Raw genomic sequence first — 25174 nt, forward strand, 5'->3', positions numbered from 1 at the left:
GCTCAGTCGTTGGCGGGCTTGGAGCCGAGCGGGGTGATCTCCGCCAGCGTCGCCTTGACCACGCGCACGCGCGTGTTGGGCGCGATCTCGACCTCGAGGAACGCGTCCTCGACGCGCGTGATCTTGCCGACCAGCCCGCCCGCGGTGATCACCGAATCGCCCTTCTTCGCCGCGGCGACCGCGTTTTGCAGCTTGCGCACGCGCGCCTGCTGCGGCCGGATCATCAGGAAATAGAAGACGATGAAGATGAGAAAAAGCGGCGCGAGCCCGAGAAAGCCGCCGAGCGCGCCGCTCGCGGGTGCGGCGCCGCCGGCGGCCTGCGCATAAGCTGGGGAGATGAGCATCGTGTCCACGCAAAACGGGGCGCGCGCAGGGAAACCCCACGCGCAGGAAGTCCGCGGCGCTACCATCGCGCAAGGGTTGGCGCAACCGGCGCGCGGTCGCTAGGCCAGTCAGGTGAAGGAGAACGGGCGATGACGATCCTGGTGATGGGCACGATCAAGCTGGGCGAGGGTGAGGGTGCAAAGGCGCGGCAGATGCTCGCCGATCACGTCGCGACCGTGCTGACCGAGAAAGGCTGTGAGGAATACAGCTTCGCCTTCGACACCGCCGATCCCGATCTGATCCGCGTCGCGGAGCGCTGGTCCTCGCCCGAGGCACTCGCCGCGCACGGTCAGGCCGATCACCAGAAGGCGTTCGGCCGCGTGCTGCGCGCCCACGCCCCGTCGACGATGAAGATCGACGCGTGGGACGGCCGGCAATGGCGCAACCTCGTCGGCGGGTGACGCAAAGGTTGCGGGTACAAGGGTAAGCCGGGTCACGGCAGGACCGCAGCGCAGAAGGGGGGAGCCACTCACCACCGGCATCCCGGGCTCGACCCGGGATCCCGCTTCTTTCTCCGCCCAGTCGCCCATCCCGTCCGAAACACCCGGCACGACACATCCCCTTGCATCACCGCGCCACCCCGCGTAATGGCCGCCGCTCGGTCGGGGCGTAGCGCAGCCTGGTAGCGCATCACACTGGGGGTGTGGGGGTCGCAGGTTCGAATCCTGTCGCCCCGACCAAATCTTGCATCACTGGTTGTACGACGCCGCCTGTCTGGCTGCCACGCCGCGCGCTGTCCTACACGCCGATGTTCCCGCAATGTTCCGCCCTCAACCTTGGGGGAATGTGATCATGATTGACCAACTCATCGACGCCGTGATCGACCGCGAAGGCGGCTATTCCGATCATCCCGCCGACCGCGGCGGAGCGACCCGCTTCGGCATCACGGAAGCGGTTGCGTGCGCGAACGGCTATGCCGGCGACATGCGGCATTTCTCGCGCGGCGCCGCCGCCGCGATCTACCGCCGCATTTACTGGACGCGCCCGGCCTTCGACCAGGTCGCGACCCGCGCGCCCGCGCTCGCCGCCGAGCTGTTCGACACCGGCGTCAACATGGGGCCGGCGGTCGCGGTCACCTTTCTCCAGCGCGCCCTGAACGCGCTCAACCGCGGCGCCAGCGACTACGCGGATGTCACGCTAGACGGCCGCCTCGGCGCGCAGACGCTGTCGGCGCTCGACCGCTTCCTCCTTACCCGCCGCGCGAGCGGGGAGACGGTTCTGGTGAAGGCGATCGAGGCGCTGCAGGGCGAACGCTACATGGCCCTCGCCGAGCAGCGCCCGGCGAACGAGGCGTTCCTCTACGGCTGGCTCGCCAACCGGCTCGGCTGAGCGCGCCGCGTCGCGCCCGACAGGCCCCGCCGGGCCTCGACAGGCCCCGCCGGGCGAAGTGGAGGCGCGCGACAAAAACGCGTTTCAACCTCCACTTCCTCCACTTCGCATTTCTGCAATCGTCCGAACCGCGCGGTTTTCCGCCATTTTCTAGCAGAGGAGTCCAAATGCCCACCATCGCTCCGCTGGTCGACGGCCTCGTCGCGCCGCTCGCGCAGCTGCTCGACCGCATCATTCCCGATCCGCAGACTCGCGACGCCGCCAAGCGCGAACTGCTCCGGCTGGAGCGCACCCACGAACTCGACGCGGTGCGCGCGCAAATCGCCGCGCTCATCGCGGAGGCGAGCGCCGCCGATCCCTGGGTCGCGCGCGCCCGCCCGACCTTCCTCTACGTCATCTACGCATTGCTGCTGTGGAGCGTGCCCGTCGGGCTGATCGCCGCGGTGCGCCCGGCGGCCGCGCAGGCGATCGCACGCGGCATGACCGCCTATCTGAACGCGCTGCCCGAACCGCTCTACGCGCTCTTCGGCACCGGCTATCTCGGCTACACGGTAGCGCGCGAGTGGGGAAAGCGCGCGCGCTGAGGCGTCAGCGGGTGGTGGCGGCCTCGTCCGCCGCCGCGTCCTCGTCCGGATAGGCGCGTTCGAGGTAGAGTTCGGCCATCTGGTAATGCGCCCGGCACGCCGCGGGATTGTCGGTCGCGCTCGCGGCCTCGATCTCGGCCTCCGCGCGGCGGTTGTAATAGTCGCGGTCTTCGTCGTCGGTACGCACGTATTCTCTCCTTGGAGGAGGGCATCGCATGCGCCTGTTTCCCCCGTTTTGCTACAACATAGGAAAACGTGCAGCCCGTTTCATGCACAGCCGCGTAGTACCTTCTCCCCAGCTCTCGCCGCCACCGCGCGGGGTTGGCACAATCGCGCCGCGCTACCTACATGCCGCGCCATGAGCGGGAACGATCCACATTCCATGCCGGTCTGGCACGGCACCACCATTCTCTCGGTCCGGCGCGGCGGCAAGGTCGTCGTGGCGGGCGACGGCCAGGTCTCGATGGGGCAGACGGTCATGAAGCCCAACGCGCGCAAGGTCCGCACATTGGGCAAGGAAGGAAAGGTGATCGGCGGCTTCGCCGGCGCGACCGCCGACGCCTTCACCTTGTTCGAGCGGCTGGAGGCCAAGCTTGAGCGCCACAACGGCCAGTTGATGCGCGCCGCGGTGGAACTCGCCAAGGACTGGCGCACCGACAAGTATCTGCGCAACCTGGAGGCGATGATGATCGTCGCCGACCGCGACGTGACGCTGATCCTGACCGGCAACGGCGACGTGCTGGAGCCCGAGGCCGGGATCGCCGCGATCGGCTCGGGTGGCAATTTCGCACTCGCCGCCGCGCGCGCGCTGGTCGACTACGAACAGGATGCCGAGACGATCGCCCGTCGCGCGATGAAGATCGCCGCCGATGTCTGCGTCTACACCAACGATCGCCTGGTCGTCGAAACCCTCGACTCGGCTAATTGAGTTCTCCCATGCAAGACAATCTGACGCCGAAGGCGATCGTCGCCGCGCTCGACGCGCACATCATCGGACAGCTCGACGCCAAGCGCGCGGTCGCGGTCGCCCTGCGCAACCGCTGGCGTCGCCAGCGGCTCGGCGCCGACCTGCGCGATGAAGTCACGCCCAAGAACATCCTGATGATCGGGCCGACGGGGTGCGGCAAGACCGAGATCAGCCGCCGTCTGGCGAAGCTCGCCGACGCGCCGTTCGTGAAGGTCGAGGCGACCAAGTTCACCGAGGTCGGCTACGTTGGTCGCGACGTGGAGCAGATCGCGCGCGACCTGGTCGAGGAGGCGGTGCGGCTGGAGAAGGAACGCCGCCGCCTCGCGGTCAAGGACAAGGCGGAGGAAGCGGCGATGAACCGCCTGCTCGATGCCTTGGTCGGCAAGGATTCGAGCCAGGCGACGCGCGAGAGCTTCCGCCAGCGCTTCCGCGACGGCCACCTCGACCAGACCGAGATCGAGCTGGAACTGAGCCAGACTCCGCAGATGCCGTTCGACATTCCCGGCGGCGGGTCGGTCGGCATGATCAACCTCAGCGAGATGATGGGCAAGGCATTCGGCAACGCGGGCCCCAAGCAGCGCCGCAAGCTGCTCGTCCCCGCCGCGTGGGAGAAGCTGGTCGAGGAGGAAGCCGACAAGCGCCTCGACCAGGATGAGGTCAGCCGCGTGGCGCTCGCCGACGCGGAGGCGAACGGCATCGTCTTCCTCGACGAGATCGACAAAATCGCGGTGTCCGACGTGCGCGGCGGCTCGGTCAGCCGCGAGGGCGTTCAGCGCGACCTCCTGCCGCTGATCGAGGGGACCACCGTCTCGACCAAATACGGCCCGATGAAGACCGACCACATCCTCTTCATCGCCAGCGGCGCGTTCCACGTCGCCAAGCCGTCGGACCTGCTGCCCGAACTCCAGGGCCGCCTGCCGATCCGCGTCGAGCTGAAGGGGCTGACCGAGGACGATTTCGTCTCGATCCTGTCCGATACCAAGGCGTCGCTGCCCGCGCAGTATACCGCGCTGATCGCAACCGAGGGGGTCGATGTCAGCTTCACCGACGACGGCATCCGCGCGGTCGCGCGCATCGCCGCCGAAGTGAACGGCGAGATCGAGAATATCGGCGCGCGCCGCCTGCAGACCGTGATGGAGAAGCTGCTGGAGGAAGTCAGCTTCGACGCGGAAGATCGCAAGGGCGACAGCCTGGTGGTCGACGCCGCCTACGTCGAACAGCAGCTCGCCAGCGTCGCGCGCAACGCCGACCTCAGCCGCTTCGTCCTCTAGGCTGCTAGCCGGGCTAGCCCTTTGTCAGCCCGGCAGCGCGATGATCGCGATCTGCCGCCCGTAGTCGGGCTCGCCGCGGTGCGTCGCGCGGCGATAGCTGAAGAAGCGGCGCTCGTCGGCGTAGGTGTCGACCCCAGTGGCCTCGATCCGCCGCACTCCCGCCGATGCCAGCCGGTGGACGACATAGCCTTCGAGGTCGAACTGCGCGTGCCCCTCCCGGCCGTCGGCGAAGAAGCGCTCGTTCGCCGCGTCCGCCTCCTCGAACCGGCGTCGGAAGCCACGATCGACCTCGTAGCTCGCCCGGGCGATGCACGGCCCGACCGCCGCGGTGATCCGCCCGCGCTCCGCCCCCAGCGCCTCCATCGCGTCGATCGTCGTATCGGTGACGCCCCCCAGCGCCCCCTTCCACCCGGCATGCGCCGCGCCGACCACCCCGGCTTCCACGTCGGCCAGCAGCACCGGCGCGCAATCCGCGGTGACGATACTCAGCGCGAGCGCGGGATTGTTGGTCACCAGCGCGTCGGCGTGCGGGCGCACGTCGCCCGCGAACGGCACGCACACCGTGACGCAATCGGCTGAGTGAATCTGGTACGGCGTCAGCAGCGTCGCGCCCGGCCTGACCGCCGCCAGCGCGCGCGCGCGGTTCTCCGCCACTGCCGCCCTATCGTCGCTCGACCCGGCGCCGACGTTCAGCCCCGCGAACACGCCGTCCGATGCGCCGCCGCGCCGTCCCAGGAACCCGTGCGGCACCGTGCTCAGCACGCCGGCGCGGATCACCTCCACCGCGCTCACAATGCCAGCCGCAAGATGAGGTCGCGGTCGACCTGCGTGCCGGTCTGGAACGCGTAATCGCCAACGTGGACGAAGCCATGCTTCGCGTAGAAGCGCCGCGCGCGCGCATTCTCCTTCCACACGGTCAAGAGCAGGCTGGTCGCCCCGCGCGCCCGTGCGATCCGCCGCGCCCAGTCAAGCAGCGCCGGCGCGACGCCGTAGCCGTGAAAGTCCGCGTCGACGTACAATTGCCGCAACTGCTGCGCGCCGCGCGCGTTCACCTCGTCGGTGAAGATTGGCGCACCCATCTTGGCATAGCCGATCACCCGATTGTCGCTGAGCGCGACGCGGTAGTCGAACGCCGGATCGAACAGATCGCGGATCAGCGCTCCGTCTGCGCCGAACGCCTCGCCCAGGTAGCGCTCGATATCGGCCGCGGGCGCCGAATGGCCGAACGTGTCGAGCCACACGCGCCGCGCCATCGCGTCGATCGCGGGACCGTCGTCCGGCATCGCGTCGCGGTAGGCGATCACGCGAAACCCGCCGGCTTGGGCCATTCGCGGTTGGTCACCGCCATCACGCGGAACAGGTCGCCCATCTCCTCGACCAGCCGCCGGCGATCCGCCTCGACCCGCGTACCCAGCGCCGCCGCGCGCGCGTCGATGCCGAGCGCGGACAGGAACGCGCCTTGCCCAACCGGCCCGACCCGCCGGCACCCTGACGCTTCCGCCGCCAGCCCCAAAGTCGCGAAGTCGACGTGCGCGGTCAGGTCCTGCTCGCCCGGCGCCTCGAACGGATTGGCGTAGGCGTGGCCGCGTACCGCCTGCAACGTGTCGCCGACCGCCGGCCCTTCGTAGCCGTAGTCGATCACCAGCATCGCGCCGCCCTGCGCCTCGATCATCGCCGCCAGCCCCGCCATGATCGCGACGCTCGCGGGCGAGGTCTCGACCACCGATCCCGCCGTCGCCGCGTCGAGCGCCGCGGGCATGATCCCGGGCGGCATCGCATTGCCCGCGATCGGCAGAAACAACGTGTCCTGGCACGCGACCAGCCGCTCGCGCCAGCCATCGGGTCCGCGCACCAACTGTCGGATCGGCAGCGCGTCGAAGAATTCGTTCGCGACCACGATCAGCGGGCGATCGGATGAGAGGGTCGACACGTCGTCGTGCCACGTCGCGTCCGGCACGGCGCGCGCCTGTACCGATCGCAGTGCCGGACTGTTCTCGACGAAGTGGACCGGCGGCGTCAGCCCGGCCGCGCGCATAGCGCGCAGGGCGTCGCTGGTCAGCGTTCCGCGTCCCGGCCCAAGCTCGACCCACGCCACCGCTGGCCGACTGGCGCGATCCCACAGGTCGGCCGCCCACAGCCCGATCAGCTCGCCGAACATCTGGCTGATCTCAGGCGCGGTGGTGAAGTCGCCCGCCGCGCCCAGCGGATCGCGCGTCGCGTAATAATGCGCGTTGGCGGCGGCCATGAACTGGCTGACCGGGATCGGCCCGCCCAGCGTGATCGCGCGCGCCAGCCGCTCGGCGAGCAGCGGCTCGCCGGTGGGGCTGCCCGGCGGCGGGACGAGCGGATGGCCGCTCAGGCGACGCTCTCCAGTCCCGCGGTCGGCTCGATCCGCTGGCGTCGCCCCGGCGCGGTCGCGATCAGGAACGCGCCGCCCAGGATCATCGGGATGCACAGCACCTGGCCCATGTGGATCGTGTTGGCGAAGAATGTGCCCGCGAACTGCGCGTCGGGCTCGCGGAAGAACTCGACAATGAAGCGCGCCACGCCGTAGCCGAGCAAGAACAGCCCGACCAGCCTGCCCGGCTGGTAGCGCGCCTTGGTGCGCCAGAACGCGTAGGCGAGCAGTATGAACAGGCAGATGCCTTCCAAGACCGCCTCGTAGAGCTGGCTCGGGTGCCGCGCGGGCTCGATGAAGCCGGTAGGCACCGTGCGCTCGAATACGATCGCCCAGGGCACGTCGGCGGGCTTGCCCCACAATTCGCCGTTCACGAAGTTCGCCAGCCGGCCGAAGAACAGCCCGAACGGCACCACGCAGGCGACGTAATCGTGAATACGCAGCCAGTTGAGCCCGTGCTTGCGCGCGAACCAGACGATCCCCAGCGACGTGCCGATCACCCCGCCGTGGAACGACATGCCGCCGTCCCACAGCCGCAGGATGCGCAAGGGAGAAGACAGCATCTCCGGCGCGTAGAACAGCACGTAGCCGATCCGCCCGCCCAGGATGATGCCAAGCGTCGCGTAGAAGACGAGGTCGTCGGCGTGGCGCCGCGCCATCGGTGCGCCCGGCTGCGCCAGCAGCTTGAGCAGGTACCACCAACCGACGACGATGCCCGCGATATACGCCAGGCTGTACCAGCGCAGCGTGAAGAAGCCGATCGAGAACACGTCGGGGTGCAGGCCCAGATCGGCGAAGCGGATATGGCCGGCACCCGTGTTGGCGGCGACGGCGAGCATAGGCAGGATCAAGGCTTTTCCCTCAGCATTCCCGCCTCCATAAGGGCGCCAAAGCACAACACCAAGCGGAGAGAATGATGGCAACCGAGCTCGACCGGCGGATGGATGCGGTGATGGGTGCGATGACGGGCGAGGGCGGTCAGCTGCCGCTCGGCCGGGTCGAGCGTTTCGGCCGGTCGCTGCCGTACATCGCCGCTGCACCGCCGACGCTCACCGCCTACTTCGCGCATTTCTGCACCCAGCACGCCGATGCCGAGTTCCTGGTCGCGGGCGACGAGCGGCTGACGTTCGGGCAGGTCCATGCCGCCGCGCGACAGGTCGCGGACGCACTCGTCGGTCACTATGGCGTCGCGACCGGCGACCGCGTCGGGGTCGCGGCGCGCAACTCGCCGTCGTGGATTGTGCTGTACATGGGCATCCTCATGGCGGGCGGCACGGCTACCCTGCTCAACGGCTGGTGGCAGGCCGAGGAGTTCGAGGCCGCGATCCGCGACGTCGACGTCAGCCTGATCTTCGCCGACCTGCCGCGCGCGAAGCGGCTGTCGGCGATCGACGGCGTGTCGGTGCGGGTCGAGACATTCGACGATCTGCGCCCGCTGGACGAGGCGGTCGGCGGGATCGTCTCGCACGCGTCGGGCGCGACGCTGCCGACGGTGACGGGCAGCGATTACGCGACGATCCTGTTCACCTCGGGCTCGACGGGCAAGTCGAAGGGCGCGCTCTCCACCCACTTTCAGGTGGTGCAGGGCATCTTCAACTATCTCGCCTCCGCGCTGATGATGCTCGGCATTGCGGCGCAGGACGGCACCGCCAGCACGCTCCAGCCCGCGACCCTGCTCAACGTGCCCTTGTTCCACGTCACCGCCGAGGTACCCGTGTTCCTGCAGAGCATGGCGATCGGCCGCAAGCTGGTGCTGATGCCCAAGTGGGACGCGGAAGAAGCGATGCGGCTGATCGAGCGCGAGCAGGTGACCTATTTCGTCGGGGTGCCGCTGATGAGCTTTGAAATGCTGACCCATCCCAATCGCGGCAACTACGACCTCTCGACGCTCGCCGACATCGCCGCGGGCGGCGCGCCGCGCCCGGTCGAGCACGTCCGCCGCATCGACGCCGAGATGGAGGGCGCGCCGCTGATCGGCTACGGGCTGACCGAGACCAACGGCATCGGCACGGGCAACTGGCGCGGCAACTACATCGCCAAGCCCAACTCGGCGGGGCGCCCCTCGCCACCGCTGGTCGACCTCGCGATCCTCGACGATGCCGGGCAGCCGCTGCCGCAGGGTGGGCGCGGCGAGGTGTGCATCCGCTCGGCCGCCTGCTTCGAGGAATATTGGGGCAATCCGCAGGCGACCGCCGACGCCTTCACCGCCGACGGCTACTTCCGCACCGGCGACATCGGCTATCTCGACGAGGACGGCTACCTCTTCATCGTCGACCGCAAGAAGGACATCATCATCCGCGGCGGCGAGAACATCAGCTGCCAGGAGGTCGAGGCCGCGTTCTACGAGCATCCCGAGGTCGCCGAGGCCGCGGTGTTCGGGCTCGCCGACGAGCGCTACGGCGAGGTGCCGGGCGCCGTCGTCCATCTCGCCCACGCTGGCGCGGTCGAATCGGAGGATCTGGTCGCCTTCCTCACGCAGCATATCGCCTCCTTCAAGGTGCCGCAGAAGATCTGGATCGCGGAGAACCCGCTGCCCCGCCTGGGCACCGAGAAGATCGACAAGGTCTCGCTGCGCGCCAAATATCGCGCGCTCGCGTTGAGCGAGAGCGTGTAGCGCAGTGCCTGGCCCGGCGCGGACCGGCTTGCTCCGCGACACCTGACCGGTAAGGAGCGAGCGATGCCCACGCCCACGCGCCGCACTATCCTCGTCGCCGGCGGTGCGGGCATTGGCCTGCTGGTCGCCTGGGGCGCGTGGCCGCGTCGCTACGCGCCCAACCTGCCGGTCGCGGCGGACGAGACGTCGTTCGGCAGCTTTCTCAAGGTATCGCGCGACGGTCGCGTGATCGTCGCGGTGCCGCAGGTCGAGCACGGGCAGGGCGTCTTCACCACGTTGCCGCAGGTGGTCGCCGACGAACTGGGCGCCGACTGGCGCACCGTCGCGGTCGAGCCCGCACCCATCAACCCGCTCCACGCCAACCCGCTCGCCGCCGATGCGCTGTTCGCGGGTGCGTTCGACCATGTGCCACGCTCGCTGCTGGCCGAGCATCTGACCCGCGACGCGGTGATGCTGACCGCGGGCTCGACCTCGCTGCGCCGGTTCGAGCAGGTGCTGCGCGAGGCCGGCGCCGCCGCGCGCGTGCTGCTGTGCAAGGCGGCGGCGGCGCGCTGGGACGCCGATTGGCAGGCGTGCGACACCGCGGACGGGTTCGTGGTGCTGGACGGGCGCAAGCTGCGCTTCGGCGAACTGGCGGAGGCGGCGGCCGGCTACGCCTTGCCCGACGATCTTCCGCTGCGCTTCGGCGACGACCGGCGCCTGAGCGGCCGGTCGCTGCCGCGGCTCGACGCACCTGCCAAGGTGGACGGCTCGGCCAATTACGCCGGCGACGTGCGGCTGCCCGACATGGTGTTCGCCAGCGTCCGCCGGGGCCCGCTCGGCGACACGTGGCTGCGATCGGTCAACCGTGCAGCGGCGGAGGCGGTGGGGGGCGTCGCCGGCGTGATCGCGCGTGACACCTGGGTGGCGGTCGCGGCGAACAATTGGTGGGCGGCCAACCGCGCGCTGCACGCGCTCGATCCGCGCTTCGAGACACGCGGGCAGGTGCTCGACACCGCCTCGATCGACCGAGCGCTCGACATTGCACTGGCGGGCGAGGGTTACCGCGTCACCGCGGCCGGCGACCTGTCCTCGGTGTTCCGGGGCGCGCAGATCTACACCGCCGATTATCACGCCGCCCTCGCGCTCCATCCCTCGCTCGAGACGCCTAGCGCGACCGCGCACTGGCGTGACGGCGCGCTCGAACTCTGGATCGGGACGCAGGCGCCGACGAGCGCGCGCGACGCTGCGGCGGCGGCGCTCGGCATCGCGGCCTCGCGCGTCACCGTTCACACCATGCTCGTCGGCGGCTCGTTCGGACAGGCGCTGGAAAGCGACGTCGCCGCGCAGGCCGCGACCGTCGCGCGCGAGCTGCAGCGCCCCGTCCAGCTCAGCTGGTCGCGCAGCGAGGCCGCCTTGCGCGACCGCTTTCGCGCACCCGCGCGCGCGCGGATGAGCGCGCGACTGGGGGCCGGCGGCGCGATCCTCGGCTGGCAGGCGAAGGTCGCCGCACCCGCCACCGGCGTCGAGCTCGCGACGCGGCTGCTGCCGAACGATCCGCTGCGCCGCGCGGCCGCGGCGCTCGCCGGCGGGTCGGACGGCTACGCCATGTCGGGCGCGACGCCGCCATACGCGATATCCGCGTTCGCAATCGACCATCACCCGGCCAACGTCCGCGTGCCGGTCGGGCACCTGCGTGGGCTCGCCGACGGCTACAACGCCTTCTTCACCGAATGCTTCATCGACGAACTGGCTCAAGCGAGCGGGAACGAGCCGATGAGCTACCGGATTGGCATGCTGTGGGGCAACGTGCGGCTCGCGCGTTGCCTCACCACCGCTTCCGCGATCGGCGGGTGGCAGGGCGGGGTCGCGGGCAGCGGACAGGGGATCGCCGCCCACGCGGTCGCCGGCAGCTTCATAGCGGTGCTGGCGGAGGCACGCGTCGACGACGCCGGGCGGGTGCGGGTCGACCGGCTGGTCGCCGCGGTAGATTGCGGCCGCGCCGTCAACCCCGACGTGGTTCGGCAGCAGATCGAGGGCGGGCTGATCTTGGGCGTCGCGCTCGCGACCGGCTGCTCGACCGGCATCGAGCGCAATCTCGCCACCACTCGGATGTTCGGCGACTTCGCGCTGCCGACGCTCGCCGACGCGCCGGAGGTGAGCGTGGAGCTGATCCCGAGCAGCGCGGAGCCGGGCGGCGTGTCCGACCTCGGGATACCGGCGGTCGCCCCGGCCGTTGCCAATGCGCTGCGCACCGTTACCGGTAAGCGGCTCCGCTCGCTGCCCCTGCAACCTCGCGCTCGAGGCTTATTCCCATGATCCCTGCCGACCATCCCCCGATCCCGCGACCGCGCGTCGGCGTGCTGCTCATCAACCTCGGCACGCCCGACGCGCCAGAACCGAAGGCGGTCAGGCGTTACCTGGCCGAGTTCCTGTCCGACCGCCGCGTCGTCGAACTGCCGCGGATCGCGTGGCAGCCGATCCTGCGCGGCGTCGTGCTGACCACGCGCCCGAGGAAATCGGCGCACGCCTACAGCCAGGTGTGGAGCGAGGACGGCTCGCCGCTCGCCGCGATCACGCGCGCGCAGGCGACCGCGCTCAAGGACGCGTTCGGCGACGGCGTGCTGGTCGACTGGGCGATGCGCTACGGCCGGCCCGCGATCGCCGACCGGCTGCAGGCGATGAAGGACGCAGGGTGCGAGCGCATCCTGCTCGCGCCCCTCTACCCGCAATATTGCGCCGCGACGACCGCGACCGCCAATGACAAGGCGTTCGCGCACCTGGCGACGATGCGCTGGCAACCCGCGATCCGCACGCTGCCGCCCTATTACGACGATCCTGCCTATATCGACGCGCTCGCCGACAGCGTGCGCACGGGGCTGGCCGCGCTCGACTTCACCCCCGACGCGGTGCTGGCGAGCTTCCACGGCATGCCGAAGCGCACGCTGCAACTCGGTGACCCCTATCATTGCCACTGCCAGAAAACCGCCCGCCTGCTCAGCGAAGCGCTGAGCATGGAACTGACCATCACGTTCCAGTCGCGCTTCGGCCCCGCCAAGTGGCTGGAGCCCGCGACCGACACGATGCTCGCCACCATGCCCGGCAACGGCGTGAAGAAGGTCGCGATCGTCGCGCCCGGCTTCTCCGCCGACTGTGTCGAGACGCTGGAGGAACTCACCATTCGCGGACGCGAGACGTTCGAGGAGGCGGGCGGGACGCACTTCGCCTATCTCCCGTGCCTCAACGACACGCCGGTCGGCATCGAAATGTTACGCAGCGTCATCACGCGCGAGCTTGAAGGCTGGAGCCCGCGCTCCTAGCCTCGCGCACGAACAAGGAGAGGACGCAACAATGGCACGCGTAGCGATCGTGACGGGCGGAACACGCGGCATCGGCGAGGCGATCAGCGTCGCGCTCCGCGACATGGGACTGACGGTCGCCGCCAATTACGCCGGCAACGACGAGCGCGCGCGCGCCTTCACCGAGCGGACGGGCATCGCCGCGTTCAAGTGGGACGTGGCGGACTACGACGCGTGTCAGATAGGCGTGGCGCGGGTGGCGGACGAGCTCGGGCCGGTCGACGTGCTGGTCAACAATGCGGGCATCACGCGCGACGGCACGATCATGAAGCTGAGCTACGAGATGTGGCGCGAGGTGATCGACACCAACCTGGGCGGCTGCTTCAACATGGCGAAGGCCGTGTTCCCCGGCATGCGCGACCGCAAATGGGGACGGATCGTTAACATCGGCTCGATCAACGGCCAGGCCGGGCAGTACGGCCAGGTGAACTACGCCGCGGCGAAGAGCGGCATCCACGGCTTCACCAAGGCATTGTCGCAGGAAGGCGCGCGCGCCGGCATCACCGTCAACGCGATCGCGCCGGGCTACATCGACACCGACATGGTCGCCGCGGTGCCGGGCGAGGTGCTGGAGAAGATCGTCGCGAAGATTCCGGTCGGTCGCCTGGGTCAAGCGCAGGAGATCGCGCGGGGCGTCGCGTTCCTGTGCTCGGACGACGCGGGGTTCGTGACGGGATCGACGCTGAGCATCAATGGTGGGCAGCATATGTATTGACGGGCCGAGCGCCGAGAGCCGCGGCGCGGTGCGCCACCGGCGCACGGCCGGCGGGTCGCGCCAGCGATCCCGTTCGACGTCACGGCGGCGGCTTTGCCGTCACCGCGGGTGCTTCGATGCGCCATCGGTCAGCCGCCAATCTGACAGGTCGGAGGATAGGTCGCCGGCTAGCGCTCTCCGGCACCACTCCCACCGCGCGCGTGCCCAATGAGCACGCCCCACAGCAAGGCGACGGCGAAGCCGCCGCCGTCACGTCGAACGGGTTCGGCTTGGCGCCGACCCGCCGCCCGGTTTGATCGCCGCGCTGCGCGCGTCGGTCCGTTGGCGGACCTGCGATCAAACACAACGGGCCGGCCACCTTTCGGCAACCGGCCCGCGCCCCCGATACGCTACGCGGGGGAACTCGATACGCTACGCGAGTAGGGGAGGGCGGCGCGGTCCGGGTCCGAGCCCAAGACCGCGCCGGCCGAGATGGTTAGCGGCAGTAGCGCGGGTTGTTCGACTTCTCGATCGCGTTGCCCGCGACCGCGCCGCCGACGCCACCCAGCACGGTGCCCAGCGTCCGGTCGCCGCGGCTGTCGATCGTGCGGCCGAGCAGGCCACCCGCGATCGCGCCGACGATCGTGCCGGTCGTGCCGCCCGAGCAGCGACGGTTATAGTTGTAGCGACGGTTGTCGTAGCGGCGATCATAGTCGCGGTAGCCATCGCGATAGTTGCGCTCGTACCGGTGACCGTAACGCTGCGCATCCGCGGCCATCGGAGCCAGCGCCGCCGTGCCCATCGCGAGGGCGGACACTGCCAGGGTCAGGTTCTTGAACATGGTACGATCTCCCGTTCTTCTTGCCATCGTTCGGCGGGATCATCCCGTCGTTGAGATGCTTATGACCGATTCGCATTGAGCCGAGCCTGAATGCGCTCGTTATCGTTCGTTCATGCTGGCCGGCCACGACGGGTAGGCGCGCGCGGCGCGTACCCGTAAGAGCCGTGCCGTGAAGTGGCCGCTATCGATCGCGCTGGTGTTCGCGCTGGTTCCGGGATGGACGGGGCTCGACCGCCTGCCGCTCATCTCGCCCGACGCGGTGGTCCACGCGGCTGGCTACGTGCCGGCGGGCGGCTGGCCCGGCCGCATCGGCGCGTTGACGCCGGTCGGGGCGGTGCAATTGTGGTCGCGCGATCCCGCGTTCGGCGGCTTCTCGGCGCTGTCGATCCACGACGGGGCGGCGACGCTGCTGAGCGACGGCGGCAATTACGTGCGCTTCGCGATCTCGGGCAGGCACTTGGTCACGCGGGCGGCGGGGTCGCTGCCGGACGGGCCGGGCACCGGCTGGGCGAAGGAGAGTCGCGACACCGAGTCGCTGACGGTCGACCACGAGCGCGGTCACGCCTGGGTCGGGTACGAGCGCGCGAACGCGATCTGGCGCTACTCGGCCGATCTGCGCCGCACGCAGGAGCACGCCGCCCCGCAGGCGATGCGCAAGTGGCCGGTTAACGGCGGCCCCGAGTCGATGGTGCGGCTGCGCGACGGTCGCTTCGTCGTCATCAGCGAGCAGGCGCGGGCGGGGGGCAAGCGAGCGTTGCGCCAGGCGCTGATCTTCAGCGGCGACCCGACCGAGACAGGCACTCGCGTCGCGCGGTTCCGGTACCGCCCGCCCGAGGGCTACAACCCGAGCGACGCGGCGGTGCTGCCGAACGGCGACGTGCTGGTGCTCAACCGCCGATTCAGTCGGCTACGCTTCCACGCGGTGCTGGTGCGGTTGGCGTTGGCGGAGCTTCGCGCGGGCGCGACGGTGAGCGGACGCGAGATCGCGCGCTGGGGCCCGCCGCTGATGGGCGAGAACCCCGAGGGGCTCGCCGTGACGCGCAAGCGCGGGCACACGATGTTGTGGGTCGTTACCGACAACGACTTGGCCTGGTATCGCCCGACGTTGCTGCTCAAGTTCCGCCTGGACTAGACGCACAACGCGAAGCGGCCCGCCACCCGAGGATGGCAGGCCGTTCGGGACCGTCGATACGGTGGATGTCAGGCGGCGACGGGTTCCGCGGCGCGCTTCTTGACGATCTCGCGCTTCAGGCGACGCGCCTTGAGGGACAGCTTCTCGTCATTGGTCTTGACCAGCCAGTTGTCGAGCCCGCCGTTGTGCTCGACCGAGCGCAGGCCGTTGGTCGACACGCGCAGCCGCACCGAGCGGTCGAGCGCGTCGGAGATCAGCGTGACGTTCTGCAGGTTCGGCAGGAACGTGCGCTTGGTCTTGTTGTTGGCGTGGGAAACGTTGTTACCCACCTGCCGGCCCTTGCCGGTCAGCTCGCAGATGCGCGACATGGTTGTGATCCTGAAATACGGTTGCCCGGAAAGCCGGTGCCGATACGGGTGATCCGCGCGCCCGTCAAGTCGCCAGCCGATCCGCGGCCCCGCCTCGGACACCTGACATGCCCTCGGTGCTGCAACAAGCAGGCGCGTTCGGCGTTGGTTGCGCAAGCGTAATGGGGAGAATGTGTGATGCGAGCTTTTCTGGTGATGCTGAGCATCGTCGCCTTGCTGGTGCTGGCGGCATTGCTGACGGGCTTTCTGCGATTCGACCAGACGCAGATGGCGCAGCTGCCGCGGCTGGAAGGCGGGCAGGCGCCCAAATTCAACGCCGACGTCGCCGACATCTCGGTCGGCACCGAGAACAAGACGGTGGCGGTGCCGCAGGTCACCGTGCGCAAGCCGGGCGATCCCGCCGCGCAGTAAGCCGGCGGATTGTTGGCGCGCGATCCGATCCCGGTTAGGCCGCGCGGATGTTTCCGCTTCCCCAACCGATGCGCGCCGCGCTCGACGCCGCGCGCGACGCGGCGCTGGCGGGCGAGGTGCCGGTCGGCGCGGTCGTGGTGCGCGACGGCGAGATCGTCGCGGTAGCGGCGAACGCGCCGCGCGCGCTGCGCGACCCGACCGCGCATGCCGAGATGCTGGCTATCCGCGCGGCGGCGCAGGCGCTGGGGCGCGACCGGCTGGAGGATTGCGACCTATGGGTGACGCTGGAGCCGTGCACGATGTGCGCCGGCGCCATTTCGCACGCGCGGATCGCGCGGCTGTTCTACGGCGCGCCTGACGCCAAGGGTGGTGCCGTGGAGCACGGCGCGCGCTTCTTCGTGCAGCCGACGTGCCATCATCGACCGGAACTTTTCGCGGGCATCGGCGAGCGCGAGGCGGCGGGGTTGCTGCGCGACTTCTTCGCCGCGCGGCGGTGATGGGCAGCGGTGCGGGGCATGGAGCGTGTGCCCGCGCGGACTGAGCGGTCCTCGTCGTGGGTCGGCGGCCGATCGGGCGGAAGGTGAGGCGAAAGTCAGTCCAACGAGCGTGGTGGCCGGTCGTGGCGCCCGGGGGTTCGCCTCCGCGTCGTTACGTCTGGATCATCAGCTTGGAAGGAGCGCTGCTCGAGCCGATGAGCCAAAGGTGAGGCTAAGGTGAAGCCAAGGCGTCGGTGTCAGGCGCCGGTCGGTGGTCCATCGGGCGGAAGGTGAGGCGAAAGTCAGTCCAACGAGCGTGGTGACCGGTCGTCGCGGCTGGCGGTTCGCCATCATATCGGCACGTCTGATCCAGCGGCTTGGAAGGAGCGCTGCTTGATCCCGTGAGCCAAAGGTAAGGCTAAGGTGAGTCCAAAGCGTCGATGTGAGGTGCCCGTCGGTGGGCTGATCGGTTCGACTTCGTGCGGTGGCAGAAGGTGAGGCCAAGATGCCGGTGCGAGGCGTCGGTGCGAGGCACTGGCTGGGTGGGCTGACCGTTCGGCCTCGGTGCACTGGCGGAAGGTGAGGGTGAGGTGAGGCCAAGACGGTCGGTGCGGGGCGTCGGTCGTGGGCTGACCGTGCGGCAGCGGCGCGGTGGTGAAAGGTGAGGCCAAGACGGTCGGTGCGCGGCGTCGGTCGTGGTCTGACCGGTGCGGCAGCGGCGCGAGGGCGGAAGGTGAGGCTAAGGTGAGGCCAAGGCGTCGGTCTGAGGTGCTCGTCGGTAGGCTGATCGGTTCGGCACCGGTTCGGTGGCTGAGGTGAGGCCGAGGCGCGTGGTGGAGGGTGGCGCGTGATGGCAGTTGGTCATGCGGGCGTCAGCGTCGCGTTGGGCGGATTGAAGCTGATCCGAGTCATACGGGCGTGTGGAGATCATGCGGGCAGTGTTCTCTCGACCAGTTTGACGCACGTTGTTTCGTCACTCCGGACTCGATCCGGGGGCTCGCTTCTCGGGCAGCGCGGGAGACGGTAGCGGCATCCCGGCTCAAGGCCGGGATGACGGTGGGTTGGAGTGGCTGGACGCGATGCCGATGGCGCTGAGGGCGAGGCTCGGTTTCGCACGCGATGTGTTCTCACTCGCATGCCTGCGGCGAGGTGCGGGGCGGTGGCGCTTCGCGGGTGGCCGGGCGCGTAGGAACCGCAGCACGCGCTTGGGTGGCCGCGCGCATCGGTCGGTGCGTCAGCGGGCGTGGCGGGGTCTCGGAAATGAGAAGGAGCGGCGTGGCTGGTGCCACGCCGCTCCGTTATGCCCGTTGTCCGTTGTAGGACAGCGCCCGCGAAGGCGGGCGCCTCAGCGCGGGGGCAGGTCGCTCTGCGAGATCGGCACGACCTTGATCTCGACGCGGCGGTTGGCGGCGCGGCCCTGCTCGGTCTCGTTCGACTCGATCGGCTGCGTCTCGCCGTAGCCCTTGGTCGCGATGCGCGCGGCCTGGACGCCGTGGCTCGACAGGTAATCGGCGACCGACATCGCGCGGCGCTCCGACAGGTCCTGGTTGTAGGCGTCGCTGCCGGTCGAATCGGTGTGGCCGTAGACGTCGATATAGGTCTGCGGATAGTCGGCGAGCACCGACGACACCTTGTCGAGCGTCGCGCGGAACTGCGGCTGCACGTTGGCCGAGTTATACGCGAAGTTGATGCCCGACGGAATGTTGAGCAGCAGGTCGTCACCCTGGCGCACGACCTCGACGTCGGTCCCTGCGGTGCGCGCGCGCATCTCGCGCTCCTGCTTGTCCATGTACGCACCGATACCCGCGCCCGCGATGCCGCCCAGGCCGGCGCCGATGATCTTCTCCGTCCGGTCACGGCGACCGCCGACCAGGTCGCCCAGCAGGTAGCCGCCGAGCGCGCCGCCGATGCCGCCGATCGCGGTCTTGCTGATCCGGCGCTCGCCCGTCTGCGGATCGGTGGTGCAGGCGGCGGTGGTCACGAGCGACAATGTCGCCGCGGCGGCGAGAAACTTGGACGGCAGCTTCATTCTTATCCCTTTCACGAATTCCATGCGTCCGGAACGGGACCGTGGCGGTGATTGTTCCGGATGTGCACTGATATCGCCGGGCTGAAGATAGACTGATAGCGCGAGACGCGCGGGTCGCCCGGCGCGGGTCGCGAGAAAGCGGATTGTTCGCGAGGGCGTTTGCCGCCAATGGTCGTGGCAGCCATGTTACCGCCGTTCCCCTGGTTCGACGTCCTGATCATTCTCGCGCTGGTCGCGCTGAATGGCGTCTTCGCGATGAGCGAGCTCGCGATCGTGTCCGCGCGCAAGGCGCGGCTGGAGGCGATGGCGCGCGCCGGCCGGCGCGGCGCGGCGGCGGCGGTCAAGCTGGCGTCCGATCCGGGCAAGTTCCTATCGACCGTGCAGATCGGCATCACGCTGATCGGCATCCTGGCGGGCGCCTACTCGGGCGCGAGCCTGGGCATGCCGACCGCGGCGCGGCTGGAGCTGCTGGGGCTGTCGCACGAGACGGCGGAGACGGTCGGGTTCGCGCTGGTGATCGGACTGACCACCTACGCGTCGCTGATCATCGGCGAGCTGGTGCCCAAGCAGTTCGCGCTGCGCGCGCCCGAGGCGATCGCGAGCGTGGTCGCATTGCCGATGACCTACCTCGCGGTCGCGACCAAGCCGCTCGGCTGGCTGCTCGACCAGAGCAGCGCGCTGATCTTCCGCCTGCTGCGATTGAACCGCGAGAACGAGGATCAGGTGACGGCCGAGGAGCTGCACATGATGGTCGCGGAGGCGAGCAAGTCGGGCGTGATCGAGGAGCACGAGCGCTCGATCATCTCGGGCGTGGTGCGGCTCGCCGATCGCCCGGTACGCGAGGTGATGACGCCGCGCACCGAGGTCGAGTGGATCGACGCGCAGCTCGACGATGCCGCGATCCGCGCGCGCCTGCTCGAGTCGTCGCACAGCCGGTTGCCGGTGGGCGAGGGCTCGATCGAGGCGGTGATCGGCGTGGTGCAGGCGCGCGACGTCGCGGCGGCGATGTTCCGCGGCGAAACGCTGGAGCTCGCGCGGCTGGTGCGCAAGGCGCCGGTGGTGGTCGACCAGATCGACGCGATGGACGCGCTCGACGCGCTGCGCCGCGCCGACGTGCCGATGGCGCTGATCCACGACGAATACGGGCATTTCGAGGGGATTGTGACGCCGACCGACCTCTTGTCGGCGATCGCGGGCGAGTTCGCGTCGGACGCCGACCCGGACGAGACGCCCAACGTGGTCGAGCGCGACGACGGGTCGCTGCTGGTCGCGGGGACGATGGCGGCGGACGCCTTGGCCGATCGGCTGGGGATCGAGCTGCCGGACGACCGCGACTATGCGACGGTCGCGGGCCTGGCGCTCGCCGCGTTCCGCAAGCTGCCGAACGAGGGCGAGCATTTCGAGGAGCAGGGCTGGCGCTTCGAGGTGGTCGACTTGGACGGGCGGCGCATCGACAAGCTGCTGGTCAGCGTGGCTTGAGGCCGCGCGGCGAGAGATCGAAGGAATACGTATGAAGACCCGTGCAGCCGTCGCGTTCGAGGCGAAGAAGCCGCTGGAGATCGTCGAGCTCGACCTTGAGGGGCCGAAGCCGGGCGAGGTGCTGGTCGAGATCATGGCGACGGGCATCTGTCACACCGACGCCTACACGCTCGACGGGCTGGACAGCGAGGGGCTGTTCCCGAGCGTGCTGGGGCACGAGGGCGCCGGCGTGGTGCGCGAGGTGGGCGCGGGCGTGACCAGCGTCGCGGTCGGCGACCACGTGATTCCGCTGTACACGCCCGAGTGCCGCCAGTGTAAGTCGTGCCTGAGCCAGAAGACCAACCTGTGCACCGCGATCCGCGCGACGCAGGGCAAGGGATTGATGCCCGACGGGACCACGCGGTTCAGCTACAAGGGGCAGCCGATCTTCCATTACATGGGCTGCTCGACCTTCTCCAACTTCACCGTGCTGCCCGAGATCGCCGTGGCGAAGATCCGCGACGACGCACCGTTCGACACCAGCTGCTACGTCGGCTGCGGCGTGACGACCGGGGTCGGCGCGGTGGTTAACACCGCCAAGGTACAGCCGGGCGAGAACATCGTCGTGTTCGGGCTGGGCGGGATCGGGCTGAACGTCATCCAGGGCGCGAAGCTGGCGGGCGCCGCGCGGATCATCGGCGTCGACATCAATCCCGATCGCGAGGAATGGGGCCGGCGGTTCGGGATGACCCACTTCCTCAATTCGAAGGGCATGTCGCGCGAGGAAACGATCGCGCGGCTCCTCGAGTTGACCGACGGCGGCGCGGACTACACGTTCGACGCGACGGGCAACACCGAGGTGATGCGTACCGCGCTGGAGGCGTGTCACCGCGGTTGGGGCACGTCGATCGTCATCGGCGTGGCGGAAGCGGGCAAGGAGATCGCGACGCGGCCGTTCCAGCTCGTCACCGGGCGCAACTGGCGCGGCACCGCGTTCGGCGGCGCGCGCGGGCGCACCGACACGCCGAAGATCGTCGACTGGTACATGAACGGGTTGATCGAGATCGACCCGATGATCACGCACCGGCTGAGCCTCGAGGAGATCAACAAGGGGTTCGAGCTGATGCACGCGGGCGAATCGATCCGCAGCGTGGTGATCTACTGACGCAGGCCGCCGCACCGAGCGGTCGATTGAAGGAGAGTATGCAATGTACAGCCACATGATGGTGGGGTCGAACGACCTCGACCGATCGAAGACGTTCTACGACGCCTTGTTCGGCGTGCTCGGCGGCAAGCCGGGGTTCCAGGACCCGAAAGGTCGGCTGATCTATCGCCACAACGGCAGCCTGTTCCTCGTCACCCGCCCGATCGATGGCGAGGCGGCAACGCACGGCAACGGCAGCACGATCGGCTTCGCGGTCGACGGGCCGGAGCAGGCGAACGCGTGGCACGAGGCCGGCGTCGCGGCGGGCGGCACCGCGGTCGAGGACCCGCCCGGCGTGCGCAGCGGCAGCGGGCTGAGCCTGTACCTCGCCTATCTGCGCGATCCCGACGGCAACAAATTGTGCGCGATGCACCGGAAGCCCGAGGCGGCGTGAGCGACGCTCGGGTCGCCACGGCGGGGCTGGAGACGGTCTCGGAGGCGAAGGCGCACGGCGGGGTGCAGGGCGTGTACCGCCACGCCTCCGCCGCGACGGGCACGGACATGACCTTCTCGGTCTTCGTGCCCGAGCATTCGGCCGGCGAGCAATTGCCGGTGCTGTGGTACCTGTCGGGGCTGACCTGCACCCACGCCAACGTGACCGACAAGGGTGAATTCCGCCGCGCCTGCGCGGAGCACCGCGTGATCTTCGTCGCCCCCGACACCAGCCCGCGTGGGGACGACGTGCCCGACGAGGACGCGTGGGATTTCGCGCAAGGCGCGGGCTTCTACGTCGACGCGACGCAGGCGCCGTGGTCGGCGAACTACCGGATGTGGAGCTACGTGACGGAGGAGCTGCCCGCGATCGTCGGCGCGGCGTTCCCGGTCGACGTGGCGCGGCAGGGGATCACCGGTCACTCGATGGGCGGGCACGGCGCGCTGACGATCGGGCTGACCTATCCCGAGCGCTTCCGCTCGGTCTCCGCGCTCGCGCCGATCGTCGCGCCGACGAAGGTGCCGTGGGGCAGGGCGCTCGATCGCTACCTGGGCGACGACGCGGCGGCGAAGCGGCGGCACGACGCGGTGGCGTTGATCGAGGACGGCGCGCGGGTCCGCGAACTGCTGATCGATCAGGGCGAGGCGGACGATTTCCTGAGCGAGCAGTTGCGGCCCGCGTTGCTGGAGCGCGCGTGTGCCGAGGCGGGCATCGCGCTCGAGCTCCGCATGCAGCCGGGCTACGATCACAGCTACCTGTTCGTGTCGACCTTCATGGCCGATCACGTCGCCTGGCACGCCGCGCGGCTGCGCTGATCGACCGGCGGCGGTCGTGTCCCGGGCGCCACGCCGCCGCCGAACCGTACCGGCAGCCGCCTGCGCGACTTGACGCCGCGGCAGTGCGCGGGCCAGAGGCGTGCATGGACGGCGCCCCTCACCCCGACACCCACGATTTCAAGCGCCGCGGCGTGCTGTTCGTGCTGTCCTCGCCCTCGGGCGCGGGCAAGTCGACCATCGCGCGCAAATTGCTGGCGAGCGAGCCCGAATTATCGCTGTCGGTGTCGGCGACGACGCGCGCGATCCGGCCGGGCGAACAGGACGGGCGCGACTATCACTTCGTCTCGCTCGACCGCTTCCGCGAGATGGTGTCGGCGCACGAATTCCTCGAATGGGCGCACGTGTTCGACCAGCGATATGGCACACCGCGCGGGCCGGTCGAGGACATGCTGGCGGCGGGCAAGGACGTGCTGTTCGACATCGACTGGCAGGGCGCGCAGCAGCTGCACCAGATCGCGGGCGGCGACGTGGTGCGCGTGTTCATCCTGCCGCCGTCGATGGAGGAGCTGCACAAGCGGCTGCTCAACCGCAACACCGACGCGATTGAAGTGATCGACCGCCGCATGGCGCGCGCGTCGAACGAGATCAGCCACTGGGACGGTTACGACTACGTGCTGGTCAACGACGACGTAGAGCAGTGCTTCGCCAAGGTGCGCACGATTTTGGCGGCGGAGCGGTTGAAGCGCTCGCGCCAGACCGGGCTGATCGGCTTCATCCGGAAGCTGCGCACTCCCGCCTGAGCGGCGCGGCTCAGACGAGCGACAGGAAGCGCACCGCGGCGTCGTATTCGCGGCGGCGATGCGCGCGCGCCTGAGTCGCCAGGCTGTCCTCGCCCCAATGTTCCGCCTGCCAATCCTCGTCGACGTGCGCGGCGTTCCACAAGCCATCGGTGTCGGTCGCACCTTCCGCGAGCGCGAGCGTGCCGACCAAGGTACCGGTGATCGTCACCAGCGGCGACATCGGCGCGAGCGCGAAGGGCGCGCGCGCCCTGACCGCGTCGGACAGCCGCTGCACCGTGGCGGCGGGCTGCGCGTGATGGACGATGCCGGCGACGGGCTCGAAGTGCACGTCGTAGCGTTTCCGCGCCCAGTCTAGCAGCGGGTCCCACGCCGCCGCCTGCCGCGCGGCAAGCTGCGGCGGCTGGTCGGCGCGGTAGTAGAACAGGTCGCTGTCGGCGTAGGCGGCGAGCCCGCGAGCGAACGCGGCGGGGTCGGGCGCGACGCGGTCGATCGCGGCGTTGGCGAGCCCGGTCAGCGGCATCGCCCGCGGGTCGACCGTGTCGCCCACCGCCCGCCACTCGTCCGCGACCGCCTCGGCGAGTGCGGCGCCCGGCAGCGCCAGCGGCGCGCGACCGGGCGTGCGCACCGGGCGGTCGTCGAGCCGGACGACGCGATCGTTGTCGATCCGGACCTCCTGCCAGAAGCGCTTCATCGCGGGCTCCGCCAGCGCCGCGCGAGCGCGCGGGGCACGCTGGCGAGCATCCACAGCGCGGAGAGCACGATCGCGACCCCGAGCACCTTGGGCGCGGTCGTCTCGGCGCGGCCGACCAGGATCACGCCCAGCACCGCGCCGAAGCTGCCGATAATACGCACCGCGGACAAGGCCGCCCAACGCGGCAGCGCGGGGTCGCTCACGCCCCTACCTCCAACGCCGCCGGTGCCACCGCGCCGGGCAGGTCGGCGTAGCGGTGGATCACCGCGTGCGCGCCCGCGTCGTGAAGCAGCGCCGCGTTGTGGTACCCCCAGGTGACGCCGATCGCGCGAACGCCCGCCGCGCGCGCCATTGCCATGTCGTAGCTCGTGTCGCCGATCATGACCGCGAGATGGGGATCGGCGCCGGCCTGTTCCACCGCGGCGTGGACCATCGAGGGGTGCGGCTTCGATGGGTGGCGGTCGGCGGTCTGGAGCGTGACGAACCGGTCGGCGAGCCCGTGGTGTGCGAGCACGTGCGCGAGGCCGCGATCCGACTTGCCGGTGGCGACGCCGAAGATCCAGCCGTCGGCGGCGAGCGCGTCGAGCGCGTCGACCAGCCCGTCGTAGAGCGGCTCGGCCTCCAGCTCGCCGTCCGCGCGCATCCGCTGGAACGCGGCCTTGTAGTCGGCGGCGACCGTGTCGTGGAACGAGGGCTCGGCGTCCGGCGCTAGTGCGGCGACCGCCTCGACCAGGCTCAGTCCGACGATGCCGCGGATCGCCGCGCGCGAGGGCGCGTTGACGCGGACGCCGGCGAAGGCGCGCTCCATCGCGCGGCAGATGTTGGCGTGACTGTCGACGAGCGTGCCGTCGCAATCGAAGATCGCGAGGCGGACGGGCGGTGCGGGCATGCGCCGCCCCGTAGCAGCAACGCGGCGCGCTGACCAATCGCGCGGGCGCCCGTAACGGCGCGGCGACGGAACAGATGCGGCGCGGAC

Annotated in this window: 29 protein-coding genes and 1 tRNA gene; 18 read left to right on the plus strand and 12 right to left on the minus strand. The window is 69.8% G+C overall.

The features are described from left to right. Positions 1 to 2: 2 nt before the first annotated feature. A complete protein-coding gene (gene yajC / locus ACFDS6_RS04395; protein ID WP_375270891.1) occupies positions 3 to 344 on the minus strand; it encodes a preprotein translocase subunit YajC in 342 nt (113 codons plus the stop codon). A gap of 129 nt (positions 345 to 473) precedes the next feature. Here yajC and ACFDS6_RS04400 point away from each other — a divergent pair, with 129 nt between their 5' ends. From ACFDS6_RS04400 to ACFDS6_RS04415, 4 genes are all read left to right on the plus strand, one after another. Next, positions 474 to 785: a putative quinol monooxygenase gene (locus ACFDS6_RS04400; RefSeq protein ID WP_375270892.1), complete on the plus strand. Its 312-nt coding sequence runs from the start codon at positions 474 to 476 to the stop codon at positions 783 to 785. A gap of 202 nt (positions 786 to 987) precedes the next feature. Further along, positions 988 to 1064: transfer RNA gene (locus ACFDS6_RS04405), tRNA-Pro, on the plus strand. Positions 1065 to 1176: 112 nt separating this feature from the next. Next, positions 1177 to 1713 carry a glycoside hydrolase family 108 protein gene (locus ACFDS6_RS04410; protein WP_375270893.1) on the plus strand — a complete coding sequence of 179 codons (537 nt, stop codon included), beginning with the start codon at positions 1177 to 1179 and terminating at the stop codon, positions 1711 to 1713. 167 nt (positions 1714 to 1880) lie between these two features. After that, positions 1881 to 2297 (plus strand): 3TM-type holin, encoded by a 417-nt coding sequence (locus ACFDS6_RS04415; protein ID WP_375270894.1) that lies wholly within the window; start codon positions 1881 to 1883, stop codon positions 2295 to 2297. 4 nt (positions 2298 to 2301) lie between these two features. Here the strand turns inward: ACFDS6_RS04415 and ACFDS6_RS04420 are convergent, their stop codons facing one another. Next, on the minus strand, positions 2302 to 2484 hold the full coding sequence (locus ACFDS6_RS04420; protein ID WP_375270895.1) for a hypothetical protein: 183 nt from the start codon (positions 2482 to 2484) through the stop codon (positions 2302 to 2304). Positions 2485 to 2679: 195 nt separating this feature from the next. Here ACFDS6_RS04420 and hslV point away from each other — a divergent pair, with 195 nt between their 5' ends. Then, entirely contained in the window at positions 2680 to 3225 is a 546-nt protein-coding gene (gene hslV, locus ACFDS6_RS04425) for an ATP-dependent protease subunit HslV (RefSeq protein ID WP_375270896.1), read from the plus strand. Positions 3226 to 3233: 8 nt separating this feature from the next. Then, positions 3234 to 4535: an ATP-dependent protease ATPase subunit HslU gene (gene hslU, locus ACFDS6_RS04430; RefSeq protein WP_375270897.1), complete on the plus strand. Its 1302-nt coding sequence runs from the start codon at positions 3234 to 3236 to the stop codon at positions 4533 to 4535. A 24-nt stretch (positions 4536 to 4559) separates the two neighbouring features. On the opposite strand, the gene pgeF is transcribed toward hslU, so the two are convergent. The 4 genes from pgeF to lgt form a co-directional block, all read right to left on the minus strand. Then, positions 4560 to 5327 (minus strand): peptidoglycan editing factor PgeF, encoded by a 768-nt coding sequence (gene pgeF, locus ACFDS6_RS04435; protein WP_375270898.1) that lies wholly within the window; start codon positions 5325 to 5327, stop codon positions 4560 to 4562. Continuing rightward, positions 5324 to 5863, minus strand: a complete 540-nt coding sequence (locus tag ACFDS6_RS04440) for a GNAT family N-acetyltransferase (protein WP_375270899.1) — start codon at positions 5861 to 5863, stop codon at positions 5324 to 5326. Before ACFDS6_RS04440 ends, pgeF begins: the two co-directional genes overlap by 4 nt. Next, positions 5836 to 6780 carry a class I SAM-dependent methyltransferase gene (locus tag ACFDS6_RS04445; RefSeq protein WP_375270949.1) on the minus strand — a complete coding sequence of 315 codons (945 nt, stop codon included), beginning with the start codon at positions 6778 to 6780 and terminating at the stop codon, positions 5836 to 5838. Before ACFDS6_RS04445 ends, ACFDS6_RS04440 begins: the two co-directional genes overlap by 28 nt. 110 nt (positions 6781 to 6890) lie before the next feature. Further along, complete coding sequence (lgt, locus tag ACFDS6_RS04450) at positions 6891 to 7772, minus strand: prolipoprotein diacylglyceryl transferase (RefSeq protein ID WP_375270950.1); 882 nt, start codon at positions 7770 to 7772, stop codon at positions 6891 to 6893. A 77-nt stretch (positions 7773 to 7849) separates the two neighbouring features. On the opposite strand from lgt, the gene ACFDS6_RS04455 reads away from it, so the two are divergent. The 4 genes from ACFDS6_RS04455 to phbB all read left to right on the plus strand — a co-directional run bounded on the left by ACFDS6_RS04455 (position 7850) and on the right by phbB (position 13600). Further along, positions 7850 to 9547 (plus strand): class I adenylate-forming enzyme family protein, encoded by a 1698-nt coding sequence (locus tag ACFDS6_RS04455; protein ID WP_375270951.1) that lies wholly within the window; start codon positions 7850 to 7852, stop codon positions 9545 to 9547. A 63-nt stretch (positions 9548 to 9610) separates the two neighbouring features. Then, positions 9611 to 11845, plus strand: coding sequence for a molybdopterin cofactor-binding domain-containing protein (locus ACFDS6_RS04460; RefSeq protein WP_375270900.1), 2235 nt, complete (start codon positions 9611 to 9613; stop codon positions 11843 to 11845). Continuing rightward, positions 11842 to 12846, plus strand: a complete 1005-nt coding sequence (gene hemH, locus ACFDS6_RS04465; RefSeq protein WP_375270901.1) for a ferrochelatase — start codon at positions 11842 to 11844, stop codon at positions 12844 to 12846. The genes ACFDS6_RS04460 and hemH overlap by 4 nt, the downstream gene beginning before the upstream one ends. 31 nt (positions 12847 to 12877) lie before the next feature. After that, positions 12878 to 13600 (plus strand): acetoacetyl-CoA reductase, encoded by a 723-nt coding sequence (phbB, locus tag ACFDS6_RS04470; RefSeq protein WP_375270902.1) that lies wholly within the window; start codon positions 12878 to 12880, stop codon positions 13598 to 13600. 475 nt (positions 13601 to 14075) lie between these two features. Here phbB and ACFDS6_RS04475 read toward each other — a convergent pair whose 3' ends face one another. Continuing rightward, a complete protein-coding gene (locus tag ACFDS6_RS04475; protein WP_375270903.1) occupies positions 14076 to 14420 on the minus strand; it encodes a glycine zipper 2TM domain-containing protein in 345 nt (114 codons plus the stop codon). 169 nt (positions 14421 to 14589) lie between these two features. Here ACFDS6_RS04475 and ACFDS6_RS04480 point away from each other — a divergent pair, with 169 nt between their 5' ends. Next, a complete protein-coding gene (locus tag ACFDS6_RS04480) occupies positions 14590 to 15552 on the plus strand; it encodes an esterase-like activity of phytase family protein (RefSeq protein ID WP_375270904.1) in 963 nt (320 codons plus the stop codon). 68 nt (positions 15553 to 15620) lie between these two features. On the opposite strand, the gene rpmB is transcribed toward ACFDS6_RS04480, so the two are convergent. Next, positions 15621 to 15920, minus strand: coding sequence for a 50S ribosomal protein L28 (gene rpmB, locus ACFDS6_RS04485; RefSeq protein WP_093005311.1), 300 nt, complete (start codon positions 15918 to 15920; stop codon positions 15621 to 15623). A 177-nt stretch (positions 15921 to 16097) separates the two neighbouring features. Here rpmB and ACFDS6_RS04490 point away from each other — a divergent pair, with 177 nt between their 5' ends. Together ACFDS6_RS04490 and ACFDS6_RS04495 are read left to right on the plus strand one after the other, a co-directional pair. Further along, a complete protein-coding gene (locus tag ACFDS6_RS04490; protein WP_375270905.1) occupies positions 16098 to 16331 on the plus strand; it encodes a hypothetical protein in 234 nt (77 codons plus the stop codon). A 47-nt stretch (positions 16332 to 16378) separates the two neighbouring features. Next, positions 16379 to 16828 (plus strand): nucleoside deaminase, encoded by a 450-nt coding sequence (locus ACFDS6_RS04495; protein WP_375270906.1) that lies wholly within the window; start codon positions 16379 to 16381, stop codon positions 16826 to 16828. A 1324-nt stretch (positions 16829 to 18152) separates the two neighbouring features. Here the strand turns inward: ACFDS6_RS04495 and ACFDS6_RS04500 are convergent. Next, the gene (locus tag ACFDS6_RS04500; protein ID WP_375270907.1) at positions 18153 to 18836 is read right to left on the minus strand and encodes an OmpA family protein; all 684 of its coding nucleotides are present in this window, start codon (positions 18834 to 18836) and stop codon (positions 18153 to 18155) included. A gap of 183 nt (positions 18837 to 19019) precedes the next feature. Between ACFDS6_RS04500 and ACFDS6_RS04505 the strand changes: the two genes are divergently transcribed. From ACFDS6_RS04505 to gmk, 5 genes are all read left to right on the plus strand, one after another. Then, positions 19020 to 20315 (plus strand): hemolysin family protein, encoded by a 1296-nt coding sequence (locus ACFDS6_RS04505; protein ID WP_375270908.1) that lies wholly within the window; start codon positions 19020 to 19022, stop codon positions 20313 to 20315. 31 nt (positions 20316 to 20346) lie between these two features. Then, positions 20347 to 21459, plus strand: a complete 1113-nt coding sequence (locus ACFDS6_RS04510; RefSeq protein ID WP_375270909.1) for an S-(hydroxymethyl)glutathione dehydrogenase/class III alcohol dehydrogenase — start codon at positions 20347 to 20349, stop codon at positions 21457 to 21459. 43 nt (positions 21460 to 21502) lie between these two features. Continuing rightward, entirely contained in the window at positions 21503 to 21892 is a 390-nt protein-coding gene (locus ACFDS6_RS04515) for a VOC family protein (RefSeq protein ID WP_375270910.1), read from the plus strand. Then, complete coding sequence (gene fghA / locus ACFDS6_RS04520) at positions 21889 to 22746, plus strand: S-formylglutathione hydrolase (RefSeq protein ID WP_375270911.1); 858 nt, start codon at positions 21889 to 21891, stop codon at positions 22744 to 22746. The genes ACFDS6_RS04515 and fghA overlap by 4 nt, the downstream gene beginning before the upstream one ends. A gap of 104 nt (positions 22747 to 22850) precedes the next feature. Beyond that, complete coding sequence (gene gmk, locus ACFDS6_RS04525) at positions 22851 to 23507, plus strand: guanylate kinase (protein WP_375270912.1); 657 nt, start codon at positions 22851 to 22853, stop codon at positions 23505 to 23507. Between the two features lie 10 nt (positions 23508 to 23517). On the opposite strand, the gene ACFDS6_RS04530 is transcribed toward gmk, so the two are convergent. From ACFDS6_RS04530 to ACFDS6_RS04540, 3 genes are read right to left on the minus strand one after another with little or no spacing between them, the layout of a single operon-like run. Next, on the minus strand, positions 23518 to 24198 hold the full coding sequence (locus ACFDS6_RS04530; RefSeq protein WP_375270913.1) for an ATP12 family chaperone protein: 681 nt from the start codon (positions 24196 to 24198) through the stop codon (positions 23518 to 23520). Then, the gene (locus ACFDS6_RS04535) at positions 24195 to 24401 is read right to left on the minus strand and encodes a hypothetical protein (RefSeq protein ID WP_375270914.1); all 207 of its coding nucleotides are present in this window, start codon (positions 24399 to 24401) and stop codon (positions 24195 to 24197) included. Before ACFDS6_RS04535 ends, ACFDS6_RS04530 begins: the two co-directional genes overlap by 4 nt. Beyond that, positions 24398 to 25087 carry an HAD-IA family hydrolase gene (locus tag ACFDS6_RS04540; RefSeq protein ID WP_375270915.1) on the minus strand — a complete coding sequence of 230 codons (690 nt, stop codon included), beginning with the start codon at positions 25085 to 25087 and terminating at the stop codon, positions 24398 to 24400. The genes ACFDS6_RS04535 and ACFDS6_RS04540 overlap by 4 nt, the downstream gene beginning before the upstream one ends. Between the last annotated feature and the right edge of the window lie 87 nt (positions 25088 to 25174).

The organism is Sphingomonas sp. (assembly GCF_042095875.1).
Classification (GTDB): Bacteria; Pseudomonadota; Alphaproteobacteria; order Sphingomonadales; family Sphingomonadaceae; genus Sphingomonas.